Annotated in this window: 18 protein-coding genes and 1 pseudogene; 8 read left to right on the forward strand and 11 right to left on the reverse strand. The window is 69.7% G+C overall.

Annotated features, from left to right (window positions below; all coding sequences use genetic code 11):
* Positions 1–105 precede the first annotated feature (105 nt).
* A complete protein-coding gene (locus P3102_RS08600; protein ID WP_076164687.1) occupies positions 106–294 on the reverse strand; it encodes a DUF5302 domain-containing protein in 189 nt (62 codons plus the stop codon).
* 143 nt (positions 295–437) lie between these two features.
* Positions 438–1307 (reverse strand): alpha/beta hydrolase, encoded by an 870-nt coding sequence (locus P3102_RS08605; protein ID WP_276367981.1) that lies wholly within the window; start codon positions 1305–1307, stop codon positions 438–440.
* 60 nt (positions 1308–1367) lie between these two features.
* Between P3102_RS08605 and P3102_RS08610 the strand changes: the two are divergent.
* Positions 1368–2104 (forward strand): annotated as a pseudogene (locus P3102_RS08610) (TetR family transcriptional regulator).
* Positions 2105–2198: 94 nt separating this feature from the next.
* Here P3102_RS08610 and P3102_RS08615 read toward each other — a convergent pair.
* Complete coding sequence (locus tag P3102_RS08615; RefSeq protein WP_276367983.1) at positions 2199–2834, reverse strand: TetR/AcrR family transcriptional regulator; 636 nt, start codon at positions 2832–2834, stop codon at positions 2199–2201.
* Positions 2835–3035: 201 nt separating this feature from the next.
* Positions 3036–4397, reverse strand: a complete 1362-nt coding sequence (locus P3102_RS08620; protein ID WP_276367985.1) for a HAMP domain-containing sensor histidine kinase — start codon at positions 4395–4397, stop codon at positions 3036–3038.
* A gap of 77 nt (positions 4398–4474) precedes the next feature.
* Here P3102_RS08620 and P3102_RS08625 point away from each other — a divergent pair, with 77 nt between their 5' ends.
* Genes P3102_RS08625 through P3102_RS08635 form a run of 3 tightly spaced genes read left to right on the forward strand, consistent with a single transcriptional unit; the run spans position 4475 to position 6767 of the window.
* Positions 4475–4999 carry a lipoprotein ABC transporter ATP-binding protein gene (locus P3102_RS08625; RefSeq protein ID WP_276367986.1) on the forward strand — a complete coding sequence of 175 codons (525 nt, stop codon included), beginning with the start codon at positions 4475–4477 and terminating at the stop codon, positions 4997–4999.
* Positions 4996–5655, forward strand: a complete 660-nt coding sequence (locus tag P3102_RS08630) for an ATP-binding cassette domain-containing protein (RefSeq protein ID WP_276367988.1) — start codon at positions 4996–4998, stop codon at positions 5653–5655. The genes P3102_RS08625 and P3102_RS08630 overlap by 4 nt, the downstream gene beginning before the upstream one ends.
* A gap of 8 nt (positions 5656–5663) precedes the next feature.
* A complete protein-coding gene (locus tag P3102_RS08635) occupies positions 5664–6767 on the forward strand; it encodes an FtsX-like permease family protein (RefSeq protein WP_276367989.1) in 1104 nt (367 codons plus the stop codon).
* 73 nt (positions 6768–6840) lie between these two features.
* On the opposite strand, the gene P3102_RS08640 is transcribed toward P3102_RS08635, so the two are convergent.
* The 5 genes from P3102_RS08640 to P3102_RS08660 form a co-directional block, all read right to left on the reverse strand.
* Complete coding sequence (locus tag P3102_RS08640; protein WP_276367991.1) at positions 6841–7545, reverse strand: response regulator transcription factor; 705 nt, start codon at positions 7543–7545, stop codon at positions 6841–6843.
* 76 nt (positions 7546–7621) lie between these two features.
* Positions 7622–9094, reverse strand: a complete 1473-nt coding sequence (locus P3102_RS08645; protein ID WP_276367992.1) for a nitrilase-related carbon-nitrogen hydrolase — start codon at positions 9092–9094, stop codon at positions 7622–7624.
* Positions 9095–9163: 69 nt separating this feature from the next.
* The gene (locus P3102_RS08650) at positions 9164–9970 is read right to left on the reverse strand and encodes a sugar phosphate isomerase/epimerase family protein (RefSeq protein ID WP_276367994.1); all 807 of its coding nucleotides are present in this window, start codon (positions 9968–9970) and stop codon (positions 9164–9166) included.
* The gene (locus P3102_RS08655) at positions 9970–11121 is read right to left on the reverse strand and encodes a dihydrodipicolinate synthase family protein (RefSeq protein WP_276367995.1); all 1152 of its coding nucleotides are present in this window, start codon (positions 11119–11121) and stop codon (positions 9970–9972) included. Before P3102_RS08655 ends, P3102_RS08650 begins: the two co-directional genes overlap by 1 nt.
* A gap of 79 nt (positions 11122–11200) precedes the next feature.
* Positions 11201–12241 carry a LacI family DNA-binding transcriptional regulator gene (locus tag P3102_RS08660; protein ID WP_276367997.1) on the reverse strand — a complete coding sequence of 347 codons (1041 nt, stop codon included), beginning with the start codon at positions 12239–12241 and terminating at the stop codon, positions 11201–11203.
* 38 nt (positions 12242–12279) lie between these two features.
* Here P3102_RS08660 and pip point away from each other — a divergent pair, with 38 nt between their 5' ends.
* The 4 genes from pip to lpdA all read left to right on the forward strand — a co-directional run bounded on the left by pip (position 12280) and on the right by lpdA (position 15959).
* The gene (gene pip / locus P3102_RS08665) at positions 12280–13242 is read left to right on the forward strand and encodes a prolyl aminopeptidase (protein ID WP_276367998.1); all 963 of its coding nucleotides are present in this window, start codon (positions 12280–12282) and stop codon (positions 13240–13242) included.
* A 42-nt stretch (positions 13243–13284) separates the two neighbouring features.
* A complete protein-coding gene (locus P3102_RS08670; protein WP_276367999.1) occupies positions 13285–13692 on the forward strand; it encodes a nitroreductase family deazaflavin-dependent oxidoreductase in 408 nt (135 codons plus the stop codon).
* 63 nt (positions 13693–13755) lie between these two features.
* Positions 13756–14526, forward strand: a complete 771-nt coding sequence (locus P3102_RS08675) for a lysophospholipid acyltransferase family protein (RefSeq protein WP_276368000.1) — start codon at positions 13756–13758, stop codon at positions 14524–14526.
* Positions 14527–14573: 47 nt separating this feature from the next.
* Complete coding sequence (gene lpdA, locus P3102_RS08680; RefSeq protein ID WP_276368002.1) at positions 14574–15959, forward strand: dihydrolipoyl dehydrogenase; 1386 nt, start codon at positions 14574–14576, stop codon at positions 15957–15959.
* Between the two features lie 64 nt (positions 15960–16023).
* Here lpdA and P3102_RS08685 read toward each other — a convergent pair whose 3' ends face one another.
* Entirely contained in the window at positions 16024–17262 is a 1239-nt protein-coding gene (locus tag P3102_RS08685; RefSeq protein ID WP_276368003.1) for a site-specific integrase, read from the reverse strand.
* Positions 17262–17441 carry a helix-turn-helix domain-containing protein gene (locus P3102_RS08690; RefSeq protein WP_007033922.1) on the reverse strand — a complete coding sequence of 60 codons (180 nt, stop codon included), beginning with the start codon at positions 17439–17441 and terminating at the stop codon, positions 17262–17264. The genes P3102_RS08685 and P3102_RS08690 overlap by 1 nt, the downstream gene beginning before the upstream one ends.
* Between the last annotated feature and the right edge of the window lie 10 nt (positions 17442–17451).

Genomic DNA, 17451 nt, shown 5'->3' on the forward strand with positions numbered 1-17451 from the left:
GGCCTCGATACAGAGCTGGGAAACGGCGAAAGCCACTTTCGGGACACCAGGTGTTCCGAAAGTGGCTTTCGCGTCAGGTCCGTCCGGCCCGGTGGACGCGGGACCTCAGCCGCTCTTCCGGCGGAAGGTGCGCTTGTTCGCGGCCGGGCCGTGGGCGTGCAGGTTCTTGCCGCCGGCGTTCTCGTGCGCCGAGCCGGAGCGGGCCTGGGCCTGCTTGCGCTCCAGGGCCTCGCGGAACTTGCGCTTCGTGTCGTCCTCTTCGCCATCCGCCGGGGACGGTGCGGGTTCAGTCATTCTTACCTCCGAGGTGACGACGTGTGACCACGCCAGCCTGTCAGGAACCATCCGGATTGGCGAGTCGATTTACGTCACCGGGCGGCGTGGGCGGCCGGACGAGCCCCCGAGCCGGACCCGGTCGCGCAGCGGCGGCCGGCCGCTCACGCCTTCCGCGCGTGCGCGACGATCGCGTCGGCGATCGCGGGCCACAGCTGCCGCGGCAGTTCGTGCCCCATGCCGGGGAACAGCAGCAGTTCGGCGGCCGGGATCGCTGCCGCGGTCGCCTTTCCGCCGCTGACGCCGATCAGCGGGTCGCTCTCGCCGTGGATGACGAGCGTCGGGACGCGGACCTCGCGCAGTTGCGCCGTGCGGTCACCCGAAGCGAGGACGGCGGCCGCCTGCCGTAACGCGCCCGCGGGATGGTTCGCCCGGTCGTGGTTGCGGGTGGCCTTCATGCGCAGGAATTCCTCGTCGGAGGGGTACCCGGGTGAGCCCACGAGCTTGAACCATTCGACGCCGTCCTCGATCGCCTGCTCCCGGGTCGTGGCGGGCGGCCGCGTCAGCCCGGCGAGCGCGGCGGGCTCCGGCTGCCCGACCGAGGGGTCCCCGGTGGTCGACATGATCGAGGTGAGGCTGAGCAGCCGCTCCGGGGCGTCGATCGCGAGCTGCTGCGCGATCATTCCGCCCATCGACGCGCCGACGACGTGTGCCCGGCCGAAGCCGAGCGCGTCGAACAGCCCGGTGATGTCGGCGGCGAGATCGGACAGCAGGTACGGCACGGAGGCCGGGTCGCCCGCGGCGAGCGCGGCCAGATCCGGCGTGGGGAGATCGTCCAGATAGGACGAGAGGCCGATGTCGCGGTTGTCGAACCGGACGACGTGAAACCCGCCTTCGGCGAGCAGTGCGCAGAAGCCGACCTCCCACGTCACCAGCTGGGCGCCGAGTCCCATCACCAGGACGAGCGGCGGATCCGCGGGGGAGCCGAAGCTGTCGTACTCGAGTTCGAGACCGTTCACGCGCGCGCGGGGCATGCCCCGATCCTGCCGGAACCCCCACCATCGGACCAGGCGGAGACGGATACGGTAGCCCGCATGTCGACTTTCTCCGAAGACGCGGGTTCTCGGCCGAGGTCGCGCGCGGCTTCCGGACGGCCGGCGGTCACCAAGGACCGGATCGTCGACGCCGCACTGGAGCTTTCCGCCGAGTACGGCCTGGAGAACTGGACGCTGCGGCAGCTCGCGGCCGCCGTCGACGCCTACCCCGCGGTGGTCTACCACCACGTGGGCGATCGCGACACCGTCGTCGTCGCGGTACTCGACCGGGTGGTCGGCGAACTGACCCTGCCCGACGAGACCCTACCGTGGCGGGAGTGGTTCGACGAGTTCCTGCCGACCGTGCGGAAAGTACTGCGCCGCTATCCCGGTTCGGCGCGGCGGCTCGCCCTGTTCGGGCCGTCGGTCGCCGCCGCCATGCCGACCATGAACACCGGCATCGGCCGTCTGCTCGCGGCCGGCTTCGGCACCGAGGCGCCGTTCGCCTACAACCTGTTGCTCGCCACCGCTTGCCAGTTCGTCGCGATGGAGGACGACCGCGAGAGCGCGATGGCGCTCCAGCTCGACCGGTCCGAGGGCTACGCGGCGTACCGCACCCGCGAGGAACTGCCGGGGATGGCGGCGCTGGGCGAGTCGATTCGGCGCTGGTCGCGGACCCCGATCTCGCGGCGGGCTACTACGAGCGTCTCTACGGCTACGCCGTGCAGCGCTGTCTGGACGGACTCGAACGTCGGCTCACCCAGTTGAACGTTCTCGGAAGTTTGACAGAGCCGTGACAGCGAATCGGCGTAGTGTGGAGGAATACCGGTGTTCGTCACCGGTCCTGAAGCCCCTGGCACCCACCTCCCCCTCGAGGTGCCGGGGGCTTCTTCAGCCGTGGCGCGGGGCGGCGCGCTGAATCTCGGGGAAGACCTCGCCGACCAGCGTGACCAGTGACTTGCTGAGCAGCGTGTGCACCTGCGCGCGGTCGAGCGCACCGCGGACGAGCCATTCGCGGCCCGCCGCCTTGACCATCCCGCCGAACGCGCGCACCAGCGCGTTCAGCTCCTGCCCGTGTTCGCTGTCGCGGGAAAGCCCGACGGCTTCGAGCACCCGGTCGGCCGATTCCCGATCGGCCTCTTCGAGGATCCGTTCGACCTCGAGGTCCCGGCCGATGCCCTCCGGCGCGATCGCGGCCAGCCACATCTTCTCCTGACTGGTGACCATGTCCAGGAACCAGTCGATGGCGACGTCGGCGCGCAGTTCGAGCGGGCCGTCCGGCAGGATCTCGACGGCGAGCCTCGGCACGGTCAGCGCGCGGCGGATGATCTCCAGGTAGAGCTCGCGTTTGGTGCCGAAGTAGTGGTTGATCAGTCCCCTGGCGACCCCGGCCGCCGCGGCGATGTCCGAAGTGGACACTTCCGAATAGGGACGGTCCGCGAAAAGGCGGGCCGCGCAGGCGAAGATCTGCTCCTTGCGTTCGTCCGGTCCCAGTCTCCGCCATCTCGGCGCCGGCTCGGTGGTCATGCGGCCAATCTTCCCACGATCGATTCAGCCCGGCCGGGCAACGACCGAGGCGCTGTGACATGGAAAAGCAAAGTGTCAGTTAATCCGGCGTGTACCGTCTGTTGGCCCGTTGGTCTTTACCGTCTTCGTTCAGGTGGCATGCCGTGCGCGCTGTCGGGGCGCGTTTGCCTCCTACCGGCCCGGCCTGGCGAGTAACCCCCCCTAGCTCGCCAGGCCCGGGCCTTCTTGCCGCGCCGGGCGCTCGGCGGGCAGGAGCAGCGTGAACGTCGTCGGCGACGGGCAGGTCAGCCGCAGCCGCCCGCCTTCCGCCTCGGCCAGGCTCCGCGCCAGCCGCAGCCCGATCCCATGCCCTTCGCGCTCCTCGGACCGTTCTCCGGTCACGAACGGATCGTGGCCGTCCTCGATCGCGCCCTCGTCGCTGACGTCGATGGCCAGTGCGTCCCCGGCGTCACGCGCGAGGACGGTGACCGTGCCGCGGCCGTGCGTCGCCGCGTTGTCCAGCAGCACGGCGAGTACCTGCCGCACGGCCGCGCCCGCCGCCCGCGCCGGCAGGGCATCGCGTCCGCTGATCCGCAGCGCGCGGCCGCGTCCGGCGAGCAGGCCGTGCCAGGTCTGGCGGACCTCTTCGAGGAGTTTCCCCAGGTCGAGCAGCGCGCGCGGCGCCCTGGACTGTTTGGCGAGCGCCAGCAGATCGTCGATGGTGCGTTCCAGCCGGTCGGCCGACGCGATGCCGTCGCGGATCGTCGCGTAAGGGTCGCGGTCGGGGCTCTCCAGCGCCGCCTCCAGTTGCAGCCGCAGCCCGGTCAACGGCGTCCGCAGCTGGTGGGAGGCGTCGGAGGAGAAGGTCCGCTCGCGGTCCAGCGTCTCACCGATCCGCTCGGACGTGACGTCGAGTGCTTCGGCGACCTGATCGATCTCGTGGACCCCGGTCCGGCGCGTCCGGACGGTGAAGTCGCCCTCGCCGAGGCGTTCGGCGGTGGCGGCCAGTTCCTCCAGCGGCCGCGCCAGCCGGGTGGCGATCCGGCGGCCGATCAGCCAGCTCGCCCCGATCGCGACCCCGGCGAGCGCGACCATCTTCAGCCAGGTCAACCGGATCCGGGCGTCCAGTTCCGACCGGGGGTGGGCGGCCCGGACCACCCCGACCAGTGACGGCCCGCTGAGCACCGGAACAGCCAGGACCACCTCGTCTTCACGCGTCCCGGTCGCCATGTCGGTGTAGTGCGCCTCGCGCACGAACCGGTCTTCGGTGGCGGGGCCGTTGCCTGCCAGGAGCCTGCCGGTCGGGGTGTAGACCGCGACCCGGATCCCGCGGATCCGGCCTTCCTCCTGTTTGACCGGCCGCAGTTCCGGGATCCGGCCGTTGGCAAGGTCACCGGTCACGCCGAGGACGACGGTGTCGGCGACCCGTTCGAGGTCGTGGGTCGAGTTGCCCTCGTGGAACTTGGCGACCGCGATGGCCAGCGGCGCCCCGAACAGGGTGATCGCCAGCACCGCGGCCAGCACGGTGAGGGTGACGATCCGGCGGCGCACGGACAGAGTGTGGCCGACGAGGGCGGGGATCACCCACCCGACGCGATATTTTGCCGTCCGTTGACCTGGGATCAAGGCGATGTTGGCCCCGTTCGCTCTACCTTGGGGCCATGCGCCGACGTGCCGCCGTCATGGCAGGCCCGGGGCCCGGATCCGTCCCCCTCGTCCGGTTCGCCGTCCCGGGCGAGTGTGTGGCCGTGCTGCCCGCCGGGAACGGCAACGCCCCCGCCGGCTCTCCCGGGGTCGGGGTGCTGCTCAGGCGCGGGAACCTCTTCGGTCAGCTCACCGTCGGGCAGAACGTCGTGCTGGCCGGGAGACTCGCCGGCCGCCGATCCCGCCGTTCCCTCCCCGAGGCAGGCGAGCTGCTCGAACTGGTCGGACTGGCGGGCCGCGGTGACACCTGTCCGGGTGAGCTGTCCCCGCTGGAAGGCGCGCGGGCCGGGGTCGCCGTCGCGCTGGCCGGGGCGCCCGGGATCGTCGTCGCCGACGAACCGGCGGGTGACCTCGACGGGCTCGCCGCGCTCGAACTCATGGATCTGCTGTGCGCCGTCGCGGCCCGCGGGACGGCCGTCGTGGTGGCGACCCGTGACCCCCAGACCGCGGCGGCCGCGCACCGGATCGTGAGAGTGGCGTGAGGCCACCACTGGTCCGCACCGACGAGCTGGCGCACACCTACGGTTCCGGCCTGACCGCGGTGGTCGCCGTGCACGGCGTCACCTGCGTACTGCGCGAAGAGACCCGTGCGGTGGTGACCGGCAGGGCGGGTGCCGGGAAGACCACGCTGCTGCACCTGCTCGCCGGGATGAAGAAGCCGACGGCGGGCACCATCGAGTGGCCGGCGTTCGCGCCGTCACCGCCGGGGCCGGACCTGATCGGGCTGGTGCTGCAGGACGGCGGGCTGCTGCGTGATCTCGACGTCCGGCTCAACGTCGCCCTGCCGCTGGTCCTCGCGGGCCGCACCGGCACCGCGGTCCGTGACGCCGTCGACGGCGCGCTGGAGCTGGTGGGCCTCGCCGGTTTCGCGAAGAAGGCCCCTCGCGACCTGACGGGTGAGCAGATCCGGCTCGCCGTCCTGGCCAGGGCCCTCGCGCCCGCGCCGAAACTCATCCTCGCCGACGACCCGGCGGGCTGGCTGGACAAGCGCGCGGGGGAGCGGCTCCTCGGCAGGCTCGTCCAGGCCGCGGACCGGCTGGCCGCCGGACTGCTGGTGGCCACGGCCGAACCGGCCCCGGCCGGGCTGTTCGGCGAACAATGGACGATGCTCGACGGGAAGCTGGTGCGGGACCCATGATGGCGGCGATGGCGTTGTGGGTCGGCGGGATCGCGCGCGTGCGCCCCGCCAGGCTCGGCGTGCCCGCGGCCGGGGTCGCGATCGTGACCACGTTGCTCGCGGTCCACGACTGGACGTGGGAACCGGCGCCGTCCTGGATGCCCGCGACGGTGCTCGTGGTACTGCTGGCCGCCCCCTCGGAACGGTCGCTGCGGGCGGAGCACGACCTCCTGCGCGCCCGCGGCGCGACCGGTGGTCAAGTGCTCGCGCTGGCCTCGGCCGAAGCCGTGGTCACCGGACTGATCGGTGGCCTCGCCGGTCTCGTGGTGCCGCTGGCCGGTGGCTTCCTGACCGGATCCGGCCCGCGTCTCGGCTGGGAAATCGTTCTCCTGCTGTTCGCGGGGGTGGTCGTCGCGGCTCTCGCCCTGCTGCCTCCCGTGCTGCGCGAGTGGTATTTCGTGCCCGCCGACGACGGCCCGCCCTGGTGGTCGTCCTACGGCCTCGACTTCGTCCTGCTCGCCCTTGGCTTCGTCTGGCCGCTGTTCGGCTGGGCAGGCGGCACGATGCTGCTGTGGCGGCTGATCGAACTGGGGCTGCGCAAGGGCAAACGCGTGATCGGCGGGGTGCTCAGGCCTCTCGTCTCGGGGCTCGCGGGCGTGCTCGCCCTGTCCATTTCGTGGCGGAGCGCGCTGCTGGCGCGGTCGGTGACGCTGGTCGCGCTGGCGGTGGCGTTCGCGATCTCGTCCGCCTTCACCAGGGACGGCTGTGGCGCGGCCAGGGTGGACCTGATCGCGTCCCTGATCCTCGCGGCCGCCGCGGCGGGTCCGTCGTTCGGGGCGGCGCTCAACGAACGCCGCCGCGATCTGCTGATCGTGAGCACGCTCGGCGGGAAACGCCGTCAGGTGGCGGCGTTCATCGCCGGGGACGCCATCGTCGTCGGCGGCGGAGGCCTGATCGCGGGGCATCTGCTGGGGGTGCTGTTCGTGCTCGTCGCCCAGGTGGAGAGAACGCCTTCACCGCACGGGTACTTCGGGCTGCTGGCGGCGGTGGTGATCGTTTCGTGCGTGGTGGCGTCGGCGCGGATCGCGCAACTCGCCGCCCGCGACGAGGTCTCCGACCTGCGCGACTACTAGCGCCCGGCGTGCTGGCACACCGATCTCGTGAGTTACGTGTCCGATCACGCGTGTCGCGAGTGGGAACGTGCGCTTACTGCCCCTCGAAGGGCTGTTCGAGCCGGTATCCGTGGCCGCGCAACGTCGAGATCCGCGGCACCTGCTCGGGAGTGGGCGCCGACTCGGTCAGTTTCCGGCGCAGCGCGGCGATGTGGACGTCGAGGGTCTTCGTGGAGCCGTACCAGTGCGCGTCCCACACCTCCGACATCAGGGTGTCGCGGCTGACCGCGATGCCCGGCTGCTCGGCCAACCGGGCGAGCAGGTCGAATTCCTTGGCCCGCAACGGGATCTCCCGTCCGCCGACACTGACCCGGCGGCCGGCGGTGTCCACCCGCAGATGCCCGACGGCGATCGCGGGCCTGCTTTCGGGCGGGGCCGTCCCGCGCCGCAGATGCGCCCGCACCCTGGCGAGCAGTTCACCGAGGCGGATGGGTTTGGTGAGGTAGTCGTCGGCACCGGCCTCCAGGCCCACGACGACGTCCATCTCCTCCTGCCGGGCGGTCAGGATGACCAGGACGGCGCCGGGCAGCTCCGCCCGCAGCCGACGGCAGACCTCGACCCCGTCCAGATCCGGCAGGCCGAGGTCGAGCAGGACGAAATCGATGTCGCCCTCCGCCGCGGCCGCGAGCGCGGTGCGGCCGTCGCGCTGCCAGGAAACCTCGTAGCCGTGCAGACGGAGCGTCGATTCGAGGACGCCGCCGATCGCGTCGTCGTCTTCGACCACCAGCAATTTCGGCATGCGGGGCAGCTTAACCGTTGAACACTGTTCTTTTGGGTCGAGACGTTACGAACACCACCTCTTCCGTAACAGGGCGCTAACGGTTCCTGCGAAATGTCCATAAAGGACACAGTGCGGCCGCCGCGAGACACAGCCAGGCGAACACGTCACCGATACGGCCGTACACGGTCTGTGTCCGTGGCTGCACCGGAAGATCAGCGACGAGCGTCTGCTGGTCCGTGCGGGTGTAGTCGGCGTGCCCGAGTACGCGACCCTGGTTGTCCACAGCTGTGGAATTCCCGTGGGTGGAGTGCCGAAAGAGCGCGTAACCGTTCTCCACCGCGCGGAAAGTGGCCTTTTCCGCGTGCAGCGAGCCGAAACCCGCCCAGTCGTTGGCGGGAACGAGCATCAGCGAGGTCCCCTTGTCCGCGGCCTGGCGCATCAGGCCGGGGAAGTCCGCGTCGTAGCAGATGACCGTCGCGAGCCGCCCGTACGGGGAATCCGCGGTGGGGACGATGCCCGGACCGGGAGCCATCGGCTCCATCGGCGTCGGATGTGTCTTGTCGTAGGTCCACGACACCTCGCCGGCCGGCCCGACGAGCACGGCCACGTTGCGGATGTAGGGCGCCTGCGCGGTGTAGAGCGCGTAGGCCAGCCCGACGTGGATACCCGCTTGCCGGGCTTCGGCGCCGACTCGGCTCAGCAGCGCCGCCTGATCGCGCTCCAGCACCCTCGCGTGCGTCTCCGGCCAGAGCACGATCTTCGCCCCCGCCGACGCCTGTTGCCGGGTCCTGGTCACGAGATCCTCGGTGACCGGCGCGAAGGCGGCCCCGACCGCGACCGGGTCCGCCGCGCCGACTTCCCGCGCCCGCCAGTACTTCACCCCGATCCGCTCCAGTGCATCGGAACTCGACCGATCGGCATCGGCCGAGGGCGAGATCCCCGCGATCCGCACCGTCTTCGTCGTGGGAGGGTCGAGCAGCAGCCGCGCGCCACCGGCGGCGAACACCAGGCCGAGCAGGCAGACGTGGACGAGGACGAGGCGCTTGACCGGTTGCCATCCTTCCGTCCATCCGGTGTTCGCGACCGACGCGAACCACGCGAGGACGAAGGTGAGGCCGTACACGCCGGTCACGGACGCCGTCTGGAGCAGCGGCAGATTCCCGGACTGGGTGCTGCCGAGCGCGCCGAAATCCCCGAATCCGGTGATCACCGTGAACAGGTACTCGCCCGCGACGAGCGTCACCGGGAACACCAGCGTCCTCACCGGCCCGGCGCGGTCGGCGAGCAGGCGATCGGCCAGGAACGCGGCCGTCTGCGATACCGCGAGCAGGGTGAACGCGAGCAGCGCGGAGAGCACGAACAGCAGGCTGGTGACACCGAGCCAGAAGAGTTGCCCGATCAGCAGGGACAAGCCCACCATCAGGATCGCGCGCCGGAGCGGGACCAGGCGGGCGTAGCGGAGAAGGAAGACCGGGAACACCCAGGCCGCGAACGGGACGTTCCAATCGGTGTGGACGGCGAGCAGGAGCAGCGCTGTGCCCAGCCACCAGAGCAGCCGTGGTTTCATACCGCGAACGCTAGGAAACCACGGCCGCCCGGACAGCGGACCTTGGGCAGCGAATGCCCCTTACTTTCGTCAGGAAACGTGGTTCCGGTAGGCCGTGATGGTCTCCGCGAGCACTTCGCCGCCGGGACGGCGCCAGAGATCGGCGTCGAACACCTCGACCTCGATCGGCCCGGTGTACCCGGCGGCCTCGACGCAGGCCTTCAGGTGCCGGTGGTCGATCGGGCCGTCACCGGGCAGCGCGCGACCGAGCAGGGTGTCGGTCAGTGGCACCTTCTGGTCGCATACGTGGAATCCGGCGATCCGCCCGGCCGCCGCCGCGATCGACTCCTCGATTCGCGGATCCCACCACACGTGGAACTCGTCGACGATCACGCCGACCTGTCCGGCCGGATGCTCCAGCGCGACCGCCAGCGCCTGCTCCACAGTGGACAGCACCGAACGTTCGGCACATTGCATGGGATGCAGTGGTTCCAGGCCGAGCCGGACCCCGCGCTCACCGGCGTACGGCGCCAGTTCGCCGACCGCGTCCGCGACCCGCTGCCGCGACGACGCCAGGTCGCCGTTCACCCCGCCGACGACCAGGACGAGGACGTCCGCGCCCAGCGCGGCGGCTTCGTCGATCGCCTCCCTGGTCTGCGCGACACCGTCCACAGGGGATCCTTCCGGGGTGATCCCGGTGAAGAAACCGCCCCGGCACAACGACGACACGCCGACGTCGTACTCCTTGAGCAGCCGGGCGGTCTCCTCGACGCCGGTCTCGGCGACCTTGTCCCGCCACAGGCCGATCCAGCGGACACCCGCCTCGGCGCAGCCCGCGACGGCTTCCGGCAGCGACCACGCCTTGGTGGTGATCTGGTTCAGGCTCAACCGGTCCATCAGGCCACCCCCGCCGCGGCCAGCAGCGGACGCATCCGCGCGACGGCGAGATCCGGGTCGGTGAGCGCCCCGGCGGCGTCGGCCAGGCGCAGCAGTTCGGCCAGATGGGTGATGGACCGGGCCGATTCGCGGCCCGCGACCATCCGGAAGTGCTTCTGGTGCCCGTTGAGGTAGGCGAGGAAGACGACGCCGGTCTTGTAGTTCCTGGTGGGCGCACGGAAGATCGCGCGGCTCAGCGCCACCGTCGGGTCCAGCAGGTCGTGAAAGCCTGCCTTGTCGCCTTCGTCGAGCCGGGCCAGCGCGGCGCCGGCGACCTGCGCGACGGCGTCGAAGATACCCAGAAGTGCTTCGCTGTGACCCTGATCGTCCCCGGCGATCAGTTCCGGGTAGTTGAAGTCGTCACCGGTGTAGCACTTGACGCCTTCGGGCAGCGCCCGGCGGAACTCGGTCTCGATCGACGCGTCGAGCACCGAGACCTTGACCCCGGCGAGCACGTCGGCGTGCTCGGCGCAGAGCCTGCCCAGTTCCTTGGCGGCCTCGCGGACGTCACCGTGGCCCCAGTAACCCGCCAGTGCCGGGTCGAACTGCTCGCCCAGCCAGTGCAGCAGGACCGGACGGTCGGCGCCGGAGAGCAGTTTCCCGTACGCGGCATGGTAATCCGCCGGACCGGACGCCGACGCGGCCAGCGCGCGGCTGGCCATCACGACCGGGATCGCCCCGGCCTCGCCGACCAGGTCGAGCTGCTCGCGCCAGGCGTCCACAATGGACTCCGGAGTGGCTTCACCGCCGGGAAGCTGGTCGGTGCCGACACCCGCCACCCACGGCCGTCCGGCGGCGAGTGCCCCGGTGCGGCGGATGAGGTCCTTGGTGGTGTCCCAGTCCAGGCCCATTCCGCGCTGCGCGGTGTCCATCGCTTCGGCCACGCCGAGACCGCAGGACCACAGGTGCTCGCGGAAGGCGAGCGTGGTGTCCCAGTCCAGCACGGCGCCTTCTTCGGGGTCGGCGGGGGCGAGCGGGTCGGCGACGACGTGTGCTGCCGCGTAAGCGATCCGGGAGGTCGGCGGCGAGGCCGGTTTCGCGGGCGGTCCCGCCCCTCGCGGCGTCCACTCCGCCAGGCCGCCGTCGGCGGTGGGCAGGGCGATCAAGGTCATCGGGTCTCCGTGGCACGGGATGTGAGAAAGCGCTTTCTCGTGCCACGTTAAGTCACCTCGTGGGCCGTACACAAGGGGTTCAGCGAGCGGGGGCGGCGGTGCTGCGGCGCAGGACGACCTCGCCTGCCATCCGCACCACCCGCGGCCGGGTGCCGGGCGCGGCCTTGAGTGCCAGGTCCATGGCCCGTTCGCCCAGCTTCTCCAGCGGCAGCGCGACCGTGCTCAGCGCCGGGGTGAGATCGCGCACTACCGGGATGTCGTCGAAACCGGCGATCGACATCTCGCCGGGAATGGAGACGCCGGCGTCGCGCAGGGCCGACATCGCGCCGATGGCCATCACGTCGGTCACCGCGAACACGCAGGTCGGCCAGTGCTTCCGCGGCCGGGCGAGGATCTTCTCCATCGCCTCGTAGCCGCCGTCGCGGGTGAACGCCGCCTCGGCGATGTCGTCCTCGCCCAGTTCGACGCCCTGCTCCAGCAGTTCCGCGGCGAAACCCCCGAGGCGATCGACGACGGTGGTCAGGCTTCTCGGCCCGGCGAGCACGGCGAACCGGCGGTGCCCCATGTCCAGCAGGGCCTTCGCCAGTTCGGCGCCGCCGCCCCGGTTGTCGGGCTGGACGGTGTCCACTTTGAGCCCGCGGTGCCTGCTGACCGCGGCGACGTGCCCGCCGCCGCGTCGGTACGGCTCGAGTTCGGCGGCCATCGCCTTTTCCCACGCCTTGTCTTCGAACGCGGAGCCGATCAGCAGAATGGCCGACGCGCGCTGGGCACGCAGCGTCGAAACGTAGGCGACCTCCTTGGCCGGATCGCGGAACGTGCTCGCGAGCATCACCAGAAGATCGTTTTCACTCGCCACCCGCATCACCCCGCCGGCGATCGCGGCGAAATACGGGTCGCCGACGTCGTGGCAGATCACTCCCACGCATGCCGGTGAGCCACCGGCCAACGCCTGAGCGTGAGCATTGGGGGTATAGGACAGTTCGGCGGCCGCGGCGATCACTCGTTCGCGGAGATCCCCCCGGACGGTGGCGGTGCCGTTGAGCACGCGGGACGCGGTCGCGAGCGAGACCTCCGCGGTGCGGGCCACGTCTTCCAGCGTCACGTGGGGGCGGGCCTTCATCGATCCTCCAAGCTGGCGTTTGGGGCATAGTGGCGGACATGCTCGGCCTTTATCCGGAAATCGAACCTTACGTCCAAGGGATGTTGCCCGTCGGAGACGGCAACGAGATCTATTGGGAGGAATGCGGCAACCCCGAGGGCAAGCCGGTGATTTTCCTGCACGGCGGCCCAGGAAGCGGTTCGAGCCCGAGGCATCGCCGGCTGTTCGATCCCGCGCGGTACCGGATCGTGCTTTTCGACCAGCGCGGCTGCGGGCGCAGCACGCCGAACTGCGCCACGCCGGAGGCCGATCTCGTCGTCAACACGACGTGGCATCTGGTCGCCGACATCGAGCGGTTGCGCGAGCATCTCGACATCGAACACTGGATGGTGTTCGGCGGCTCGTGGGGGAGTGTGCTCGGGTTGACCTACGCGGAAACCCACCCGGGGCGGGTCACGGAACTCGTCCTCCGCGGCGTGGCCACCTTGCGGCAGAAGGAACTGCAATGGCTCTACGGCGGCGGAGCGGCGTACCTCTTTCCCGAGGCTTGGTCGCGGTTCCTGGCGCCGGTGCCGTTTTCGCGCCGTCAGGAGAACCTCATCGAGGTGTACCACGAGCTGCTGAGCCATCCGGATCCCGGCGTGCACGGGCCCGCCGCGATCGCGTGGAGCCGCTGGGAGGGGGAAACGGTCAAACTGCGCCCGCGGGACGAAGTGATCGACGCGTTCACCGATCCGTCGTTCGCCCTCGCGATCGCGAGGATCGAAAACCACTACTTCCGGCACGGCGGCTGGCTGGCCGAAGACCAGCTGCTGCGCGACGCCGGGAAGCTCCGGGACATCCCGTGCGTTCTGGTCCAGGGACGCTACGACGTGGTCACCCCGGCCATCACCGCGTGGGAGCTCAGCCAGGTGCTGGGGACCGCGGAACTGAAGATGGTCGCCGACTCGGGTCACGCGTTCGACGAGCCCGGCACCCTGCACGAGTTGATCAGCGCGACCGACCGGTTCGCGTCAAACTGACAGGGCGCCGGTGCACGCCAGGACGAGGAGAGGAACGCAGACATGCTTTTCGGTGACGAACACGTCCGTCGCTACGAAGAGACCGACGGGGAGGTGGGGCACGACTGGGAGAAGGGCGCGCCCTGCCTCGTCCTCACCACCAAGGGCCGCAAGACCGGCGAGGACCGCAAGTTCGCGCTGATCTACCAGTTCGACGACGACGGCAACCCGGTGATCGTGGCGTCCAAGGGCGGTGCGCCGGAGGACCCTGGCTGGTACAAGAACCTGCAGGCCAACCCCGAGGTCAAGGCCCAGGTGAAGGCGGACAGGTTCACCGCGCGGGCCCGGACCTTGGAAGGCGAGGAGCGCGCGAAGCTGTGGAAGAAGCTCGCCGCCGTCTGGCCGGACTACGACGAGTACGCGAAGAAGACCGACCGCGAAATTCCCGTGGTGGTCCTCGAGCGCGTGTGATCCGCGCCGCGTTCGCGCGTGGGTTCAGCCGAATCGGCCCTGGTTCGGCTACGAATTACGTCCATGGTGCTGAGACCCCGTGAACGCTGGACCGCGCTGAGCCCGGTTTCGGGTGACCCGCTGACGTTCCGTCAGATGATCGCCTTCGGCCGGCGCTTCGCCCGCGCCGACCGGGGCGCCTGGTACAGCCTCGCGATCAACGTCATCTGGCCGTTCCTGGTGCTGTTCACCCGCTTCCGGGTGCGCGGCGGCGAGCACCTGCCCGCGTCGGGCGGCTTCCTGGTCGCGTCGAACCACCTGTCCTTCGCCGACCCGACGACCGTGACGGCGTACTGCCTCGCGCACGGCCGCGTGCCGCGCTACCTGGCGAAGGCGAGCCTGTGGGACGCGCCCGTCATCGGCTCGGTCATGCGTTCCGGCAAGCACATCCCCGTCTACCGCGGCGCGGCCACCGCGTCGGACGCGTACCGCGACGCCGTCAAAGCCGTCCGTGAGGGTGAATGCGTCGCCATTTTCCCGGAAGCCACCTTCACGGATCACCCGGACGGGTGGCCCATGCGTGGCAAGACCGGGATCGCCCGGATCGCGCTGGAGACCGGTGCCCCGGTGATCCCGCTGGCGAACTGGGGCACGCACCACCTGCTGCCGTCGGACGCCGTGCTCCCGCGTGCCTTCCCGCGCAAGACGGTGAACCTGATCGCCGGTCCGCCGGTGGACCTCTCGGACCTCGTGACGCACACGCCGTCGCGTGAGGTGCTGGAGGAGGCGACCCGGCGGATCATGACCGCGGTGACCGACCTGCTGATCGGGATCCGCGGTGCCCGCCCCGAGTAGGCAGTCTCACCCTTCGGACCGTCCCGGCGAGGGGTAGGTTTCGAAGTATGAGCGCACATTATGACGTCGTTGTCCTGGGCGCCGGGGTCGGCGGTTACGTGGCGGCCATCCGGGCGTCGCAACTGGGGCTGAGCGCGGCGGTCGTGGAGGAGAAATACTGGGGCGGGGTCTGCCTCAACGTCGGGTGCATCCCGTCGAAGGCACTGCTGCGCAACGCCGAACTCGCGCACATCGTGACCAAAGAGGCGAAATCCTTCGGGATCCAGGTCGAAGGCAAGGTCAGCTTCGACTACCAGGCCGCCTTCGACCGCAGCCGCAAGGTCGCGGACGGTCGCGTCAAAGGCGTGCACTTCCTGATGAAGAAGAACAAGATCACCGAGTACGAGGGGCACGGCACCTTCGTCGACGCCAACACCATCGAGGTCAACGGTGAGCGGATCACCTTCGACAACTGTGTGATCGCCACCGGTGCCACCGCGCGCCTGCTGCCGGGGACCACGCGCAGCGACCGCGTGGTCACCTACGAACAGCAGATCATGCAAAATGATCTGCCGGAGAGCATCGTCATCGCCGGCGCGGGCGCGATCGGCGTCGAATTCGCCTACGTGCTGCACAACTACGGCGTGCAGGTGACCATCGTCGAATACCTCGACCGGATGGTCCCGCTCGAAGACGCCGAGGTCTCCGCGGAGCTCGCGCGCCGCTACCGGAAGCTCGGCATCGAGGTGCTGACCTCCACCAAGGTCGAGACGATCGACGACACCGGCGAGCGGGTGCTGGTGACCGTGTCGAAGAACGGCGAGCAACGCGTCCTGGAAGCGGACAAGGTGATGCAGGCCATCGGTTTCCAGCCGCGGGTGGAGGGCTACGGCCTGGACAAGACCGGCGTGGAACTGACCGACCGCGGCGCCATCGCCATCGACTCGCGCGGCCGCACCAACGTCCCGCACATCTTCGCGATCGGCGACGTCACCGCGAAACTGATGCTCGCGCACACCGCCGAGTCCATGGGCGTCGTCGCCGCCGAAACCATCGCCGGCGCCGAGACCATGGAACTCGACTTCGTGATGATCCCGCGCGCGACCTACTGCCAGCCGCAGATCGCCAGCTTCGGCTGGACCGAAGAACAAGCCCGCGAAAAGGGTTTCGACGTCCAGGTGGCGAAGTTCCCCTTCACCGCCAACGGAAAAGCGCACGGCCTCGGCGAGGCGGTCGGCTTCGTGAAGATCCTGAGCGACGCCACCCACGGCGAGCTGCTGGGCGCGCACCTGATCGGCCCCGAGGTGACCGAACTGCTGCCGGAACTCACCTTGGCGCAGCAGTGGGACCTGACGGTGCACGAAATCGCGCGCAACGTGCACGCTCACCCGACCCTCGGGGAAGCGGTGAAGGAGGCCGTGCACGGCCTTGCCGGACACATGATCAACATGTAAGCGTGAACCTGCCCTGACCTGCGGGTTCGCGGGTCAGGGCAGGTGTCAGGCCGTGGCCAGGCCGTCATGCAGCCTGGTCGCCGAGCGTGTCGTCGAAGAAGTCGTCGACGGCCTTCCTGGTCCGGGCGTGGCTACTCGGCAGGAGATGCGTGTACACCCGGAGCGTGAAGCCGGGGTCGGTGTGACCGAGGTACTGAGACAGCGCCTTGATCGACTCGCCAGCGTCGAGCAGGACCGAGGCGTAGAGGTGCCGCAGCGCGTGCACGCCGTCCGCCCTGGTCGGCTTCTCCACTCCGGCGTCCTTGAGCGCGGGCAGCCAGAAGTTCCGCCGGAACCGCTCAGCTATGAGTACCTTCCCGTACCCGGTCACTATGAGCAGGCGGACCGTGGTGGGTTCGCCGCCCGGATGCGCCCAGGGGAGCGTGACTTCGGTCGCCGGGAACTCCTCCGCGTACTCGTCGAGGAGGCCGAGGAGCTTCCGCCCGATCGGCACCTCACGCGACTTACCACCCTTGGGTGGAGCGAACACCGGTTTCCCGGCGACCACTCGCACCTGCCGGGTGATGTACGCCAGGTCCTTGGTGCGGTCGACGTCATCGAGCGAGAAGCCGAATAGCTCACCCTTCCGCAGTCCCAGACCGGCCGGGACGTCGACAGCGGGCTTGTACCGTCTCGGGAGGTTGTCCCGCACTGCCCGAGCCCGTTCACGAGACCAGGGCACGACCTGATTCCGGCTCGCCCTCGGACGCGAGATCACCTTGGACAGCGCCGGATTCTCCGAGATCTTCTTGTCCGCCATCGCGAAGTTCAGGATCGACACCAGGTGTCCGAAGTAGAGCGCCCGCGACGTCTCCGAGGCTTCGTCGTCCTGGAGCTTCCGTAACCACGTCTGGATGTGACTCGGCCGGATGGACCCGACCGCCTTCTTGCCGAAGTACGGAAGCAAGTGGACGTTGACGCGCGTCGCGAAGCGCTCACGACTGGTGTAGTCGACCGTCTGCGAGTCCAGCCAACTCTGCGCGACGACCTCGAAGAGCACCAGGCCCGCGCGAGGATCGATGTACTTGCCCTCGCGCTTGTCCGACTCCATTTCGATGAGGAAGTCTTCGGCACGCTTCTTTTGCTTGTCAGGAAAGGACTTCGATCGCTCGCTACCGTCCGGGTCGAGGTAGCGAACCTTGTACCGCATCCCGACGCCGTACAGCTCGGTCTTCTCCAGAACGGGTTTTCCGCGCTCGTTGAGCCGCAGGTTCCCCTTGGCGTCCTTGGCGGGTTTGTACCAGCGGTCTTGGATGTGTCCCATCAGGCGGCCTCCTCAGCAACCCAGGCTCGGACCTTGGTCGGGTCATAGCGGAGGTGACGGCCGATCTTCCGTACCGGCGGTCCCTCACCGAGCCATTTCCATTGGTAGAGCGTCTTCACTGGCACGCGGAGGTAGTCCGCGACGTCTTCGACTGACCACAGTGGATCGATGCTGTCCATGCCTTCCCCC

It is taken from the genome of Amycolatopsis sp. QT-25, from assembly GCF_029369745.1.
In the GTDB taxonomy this organism is placed as follows: Bacteria; Actinomycetota; Actinomycetes; order Mycobacteriales; family Pseudonocardiaceae; genus Amycolatopsis.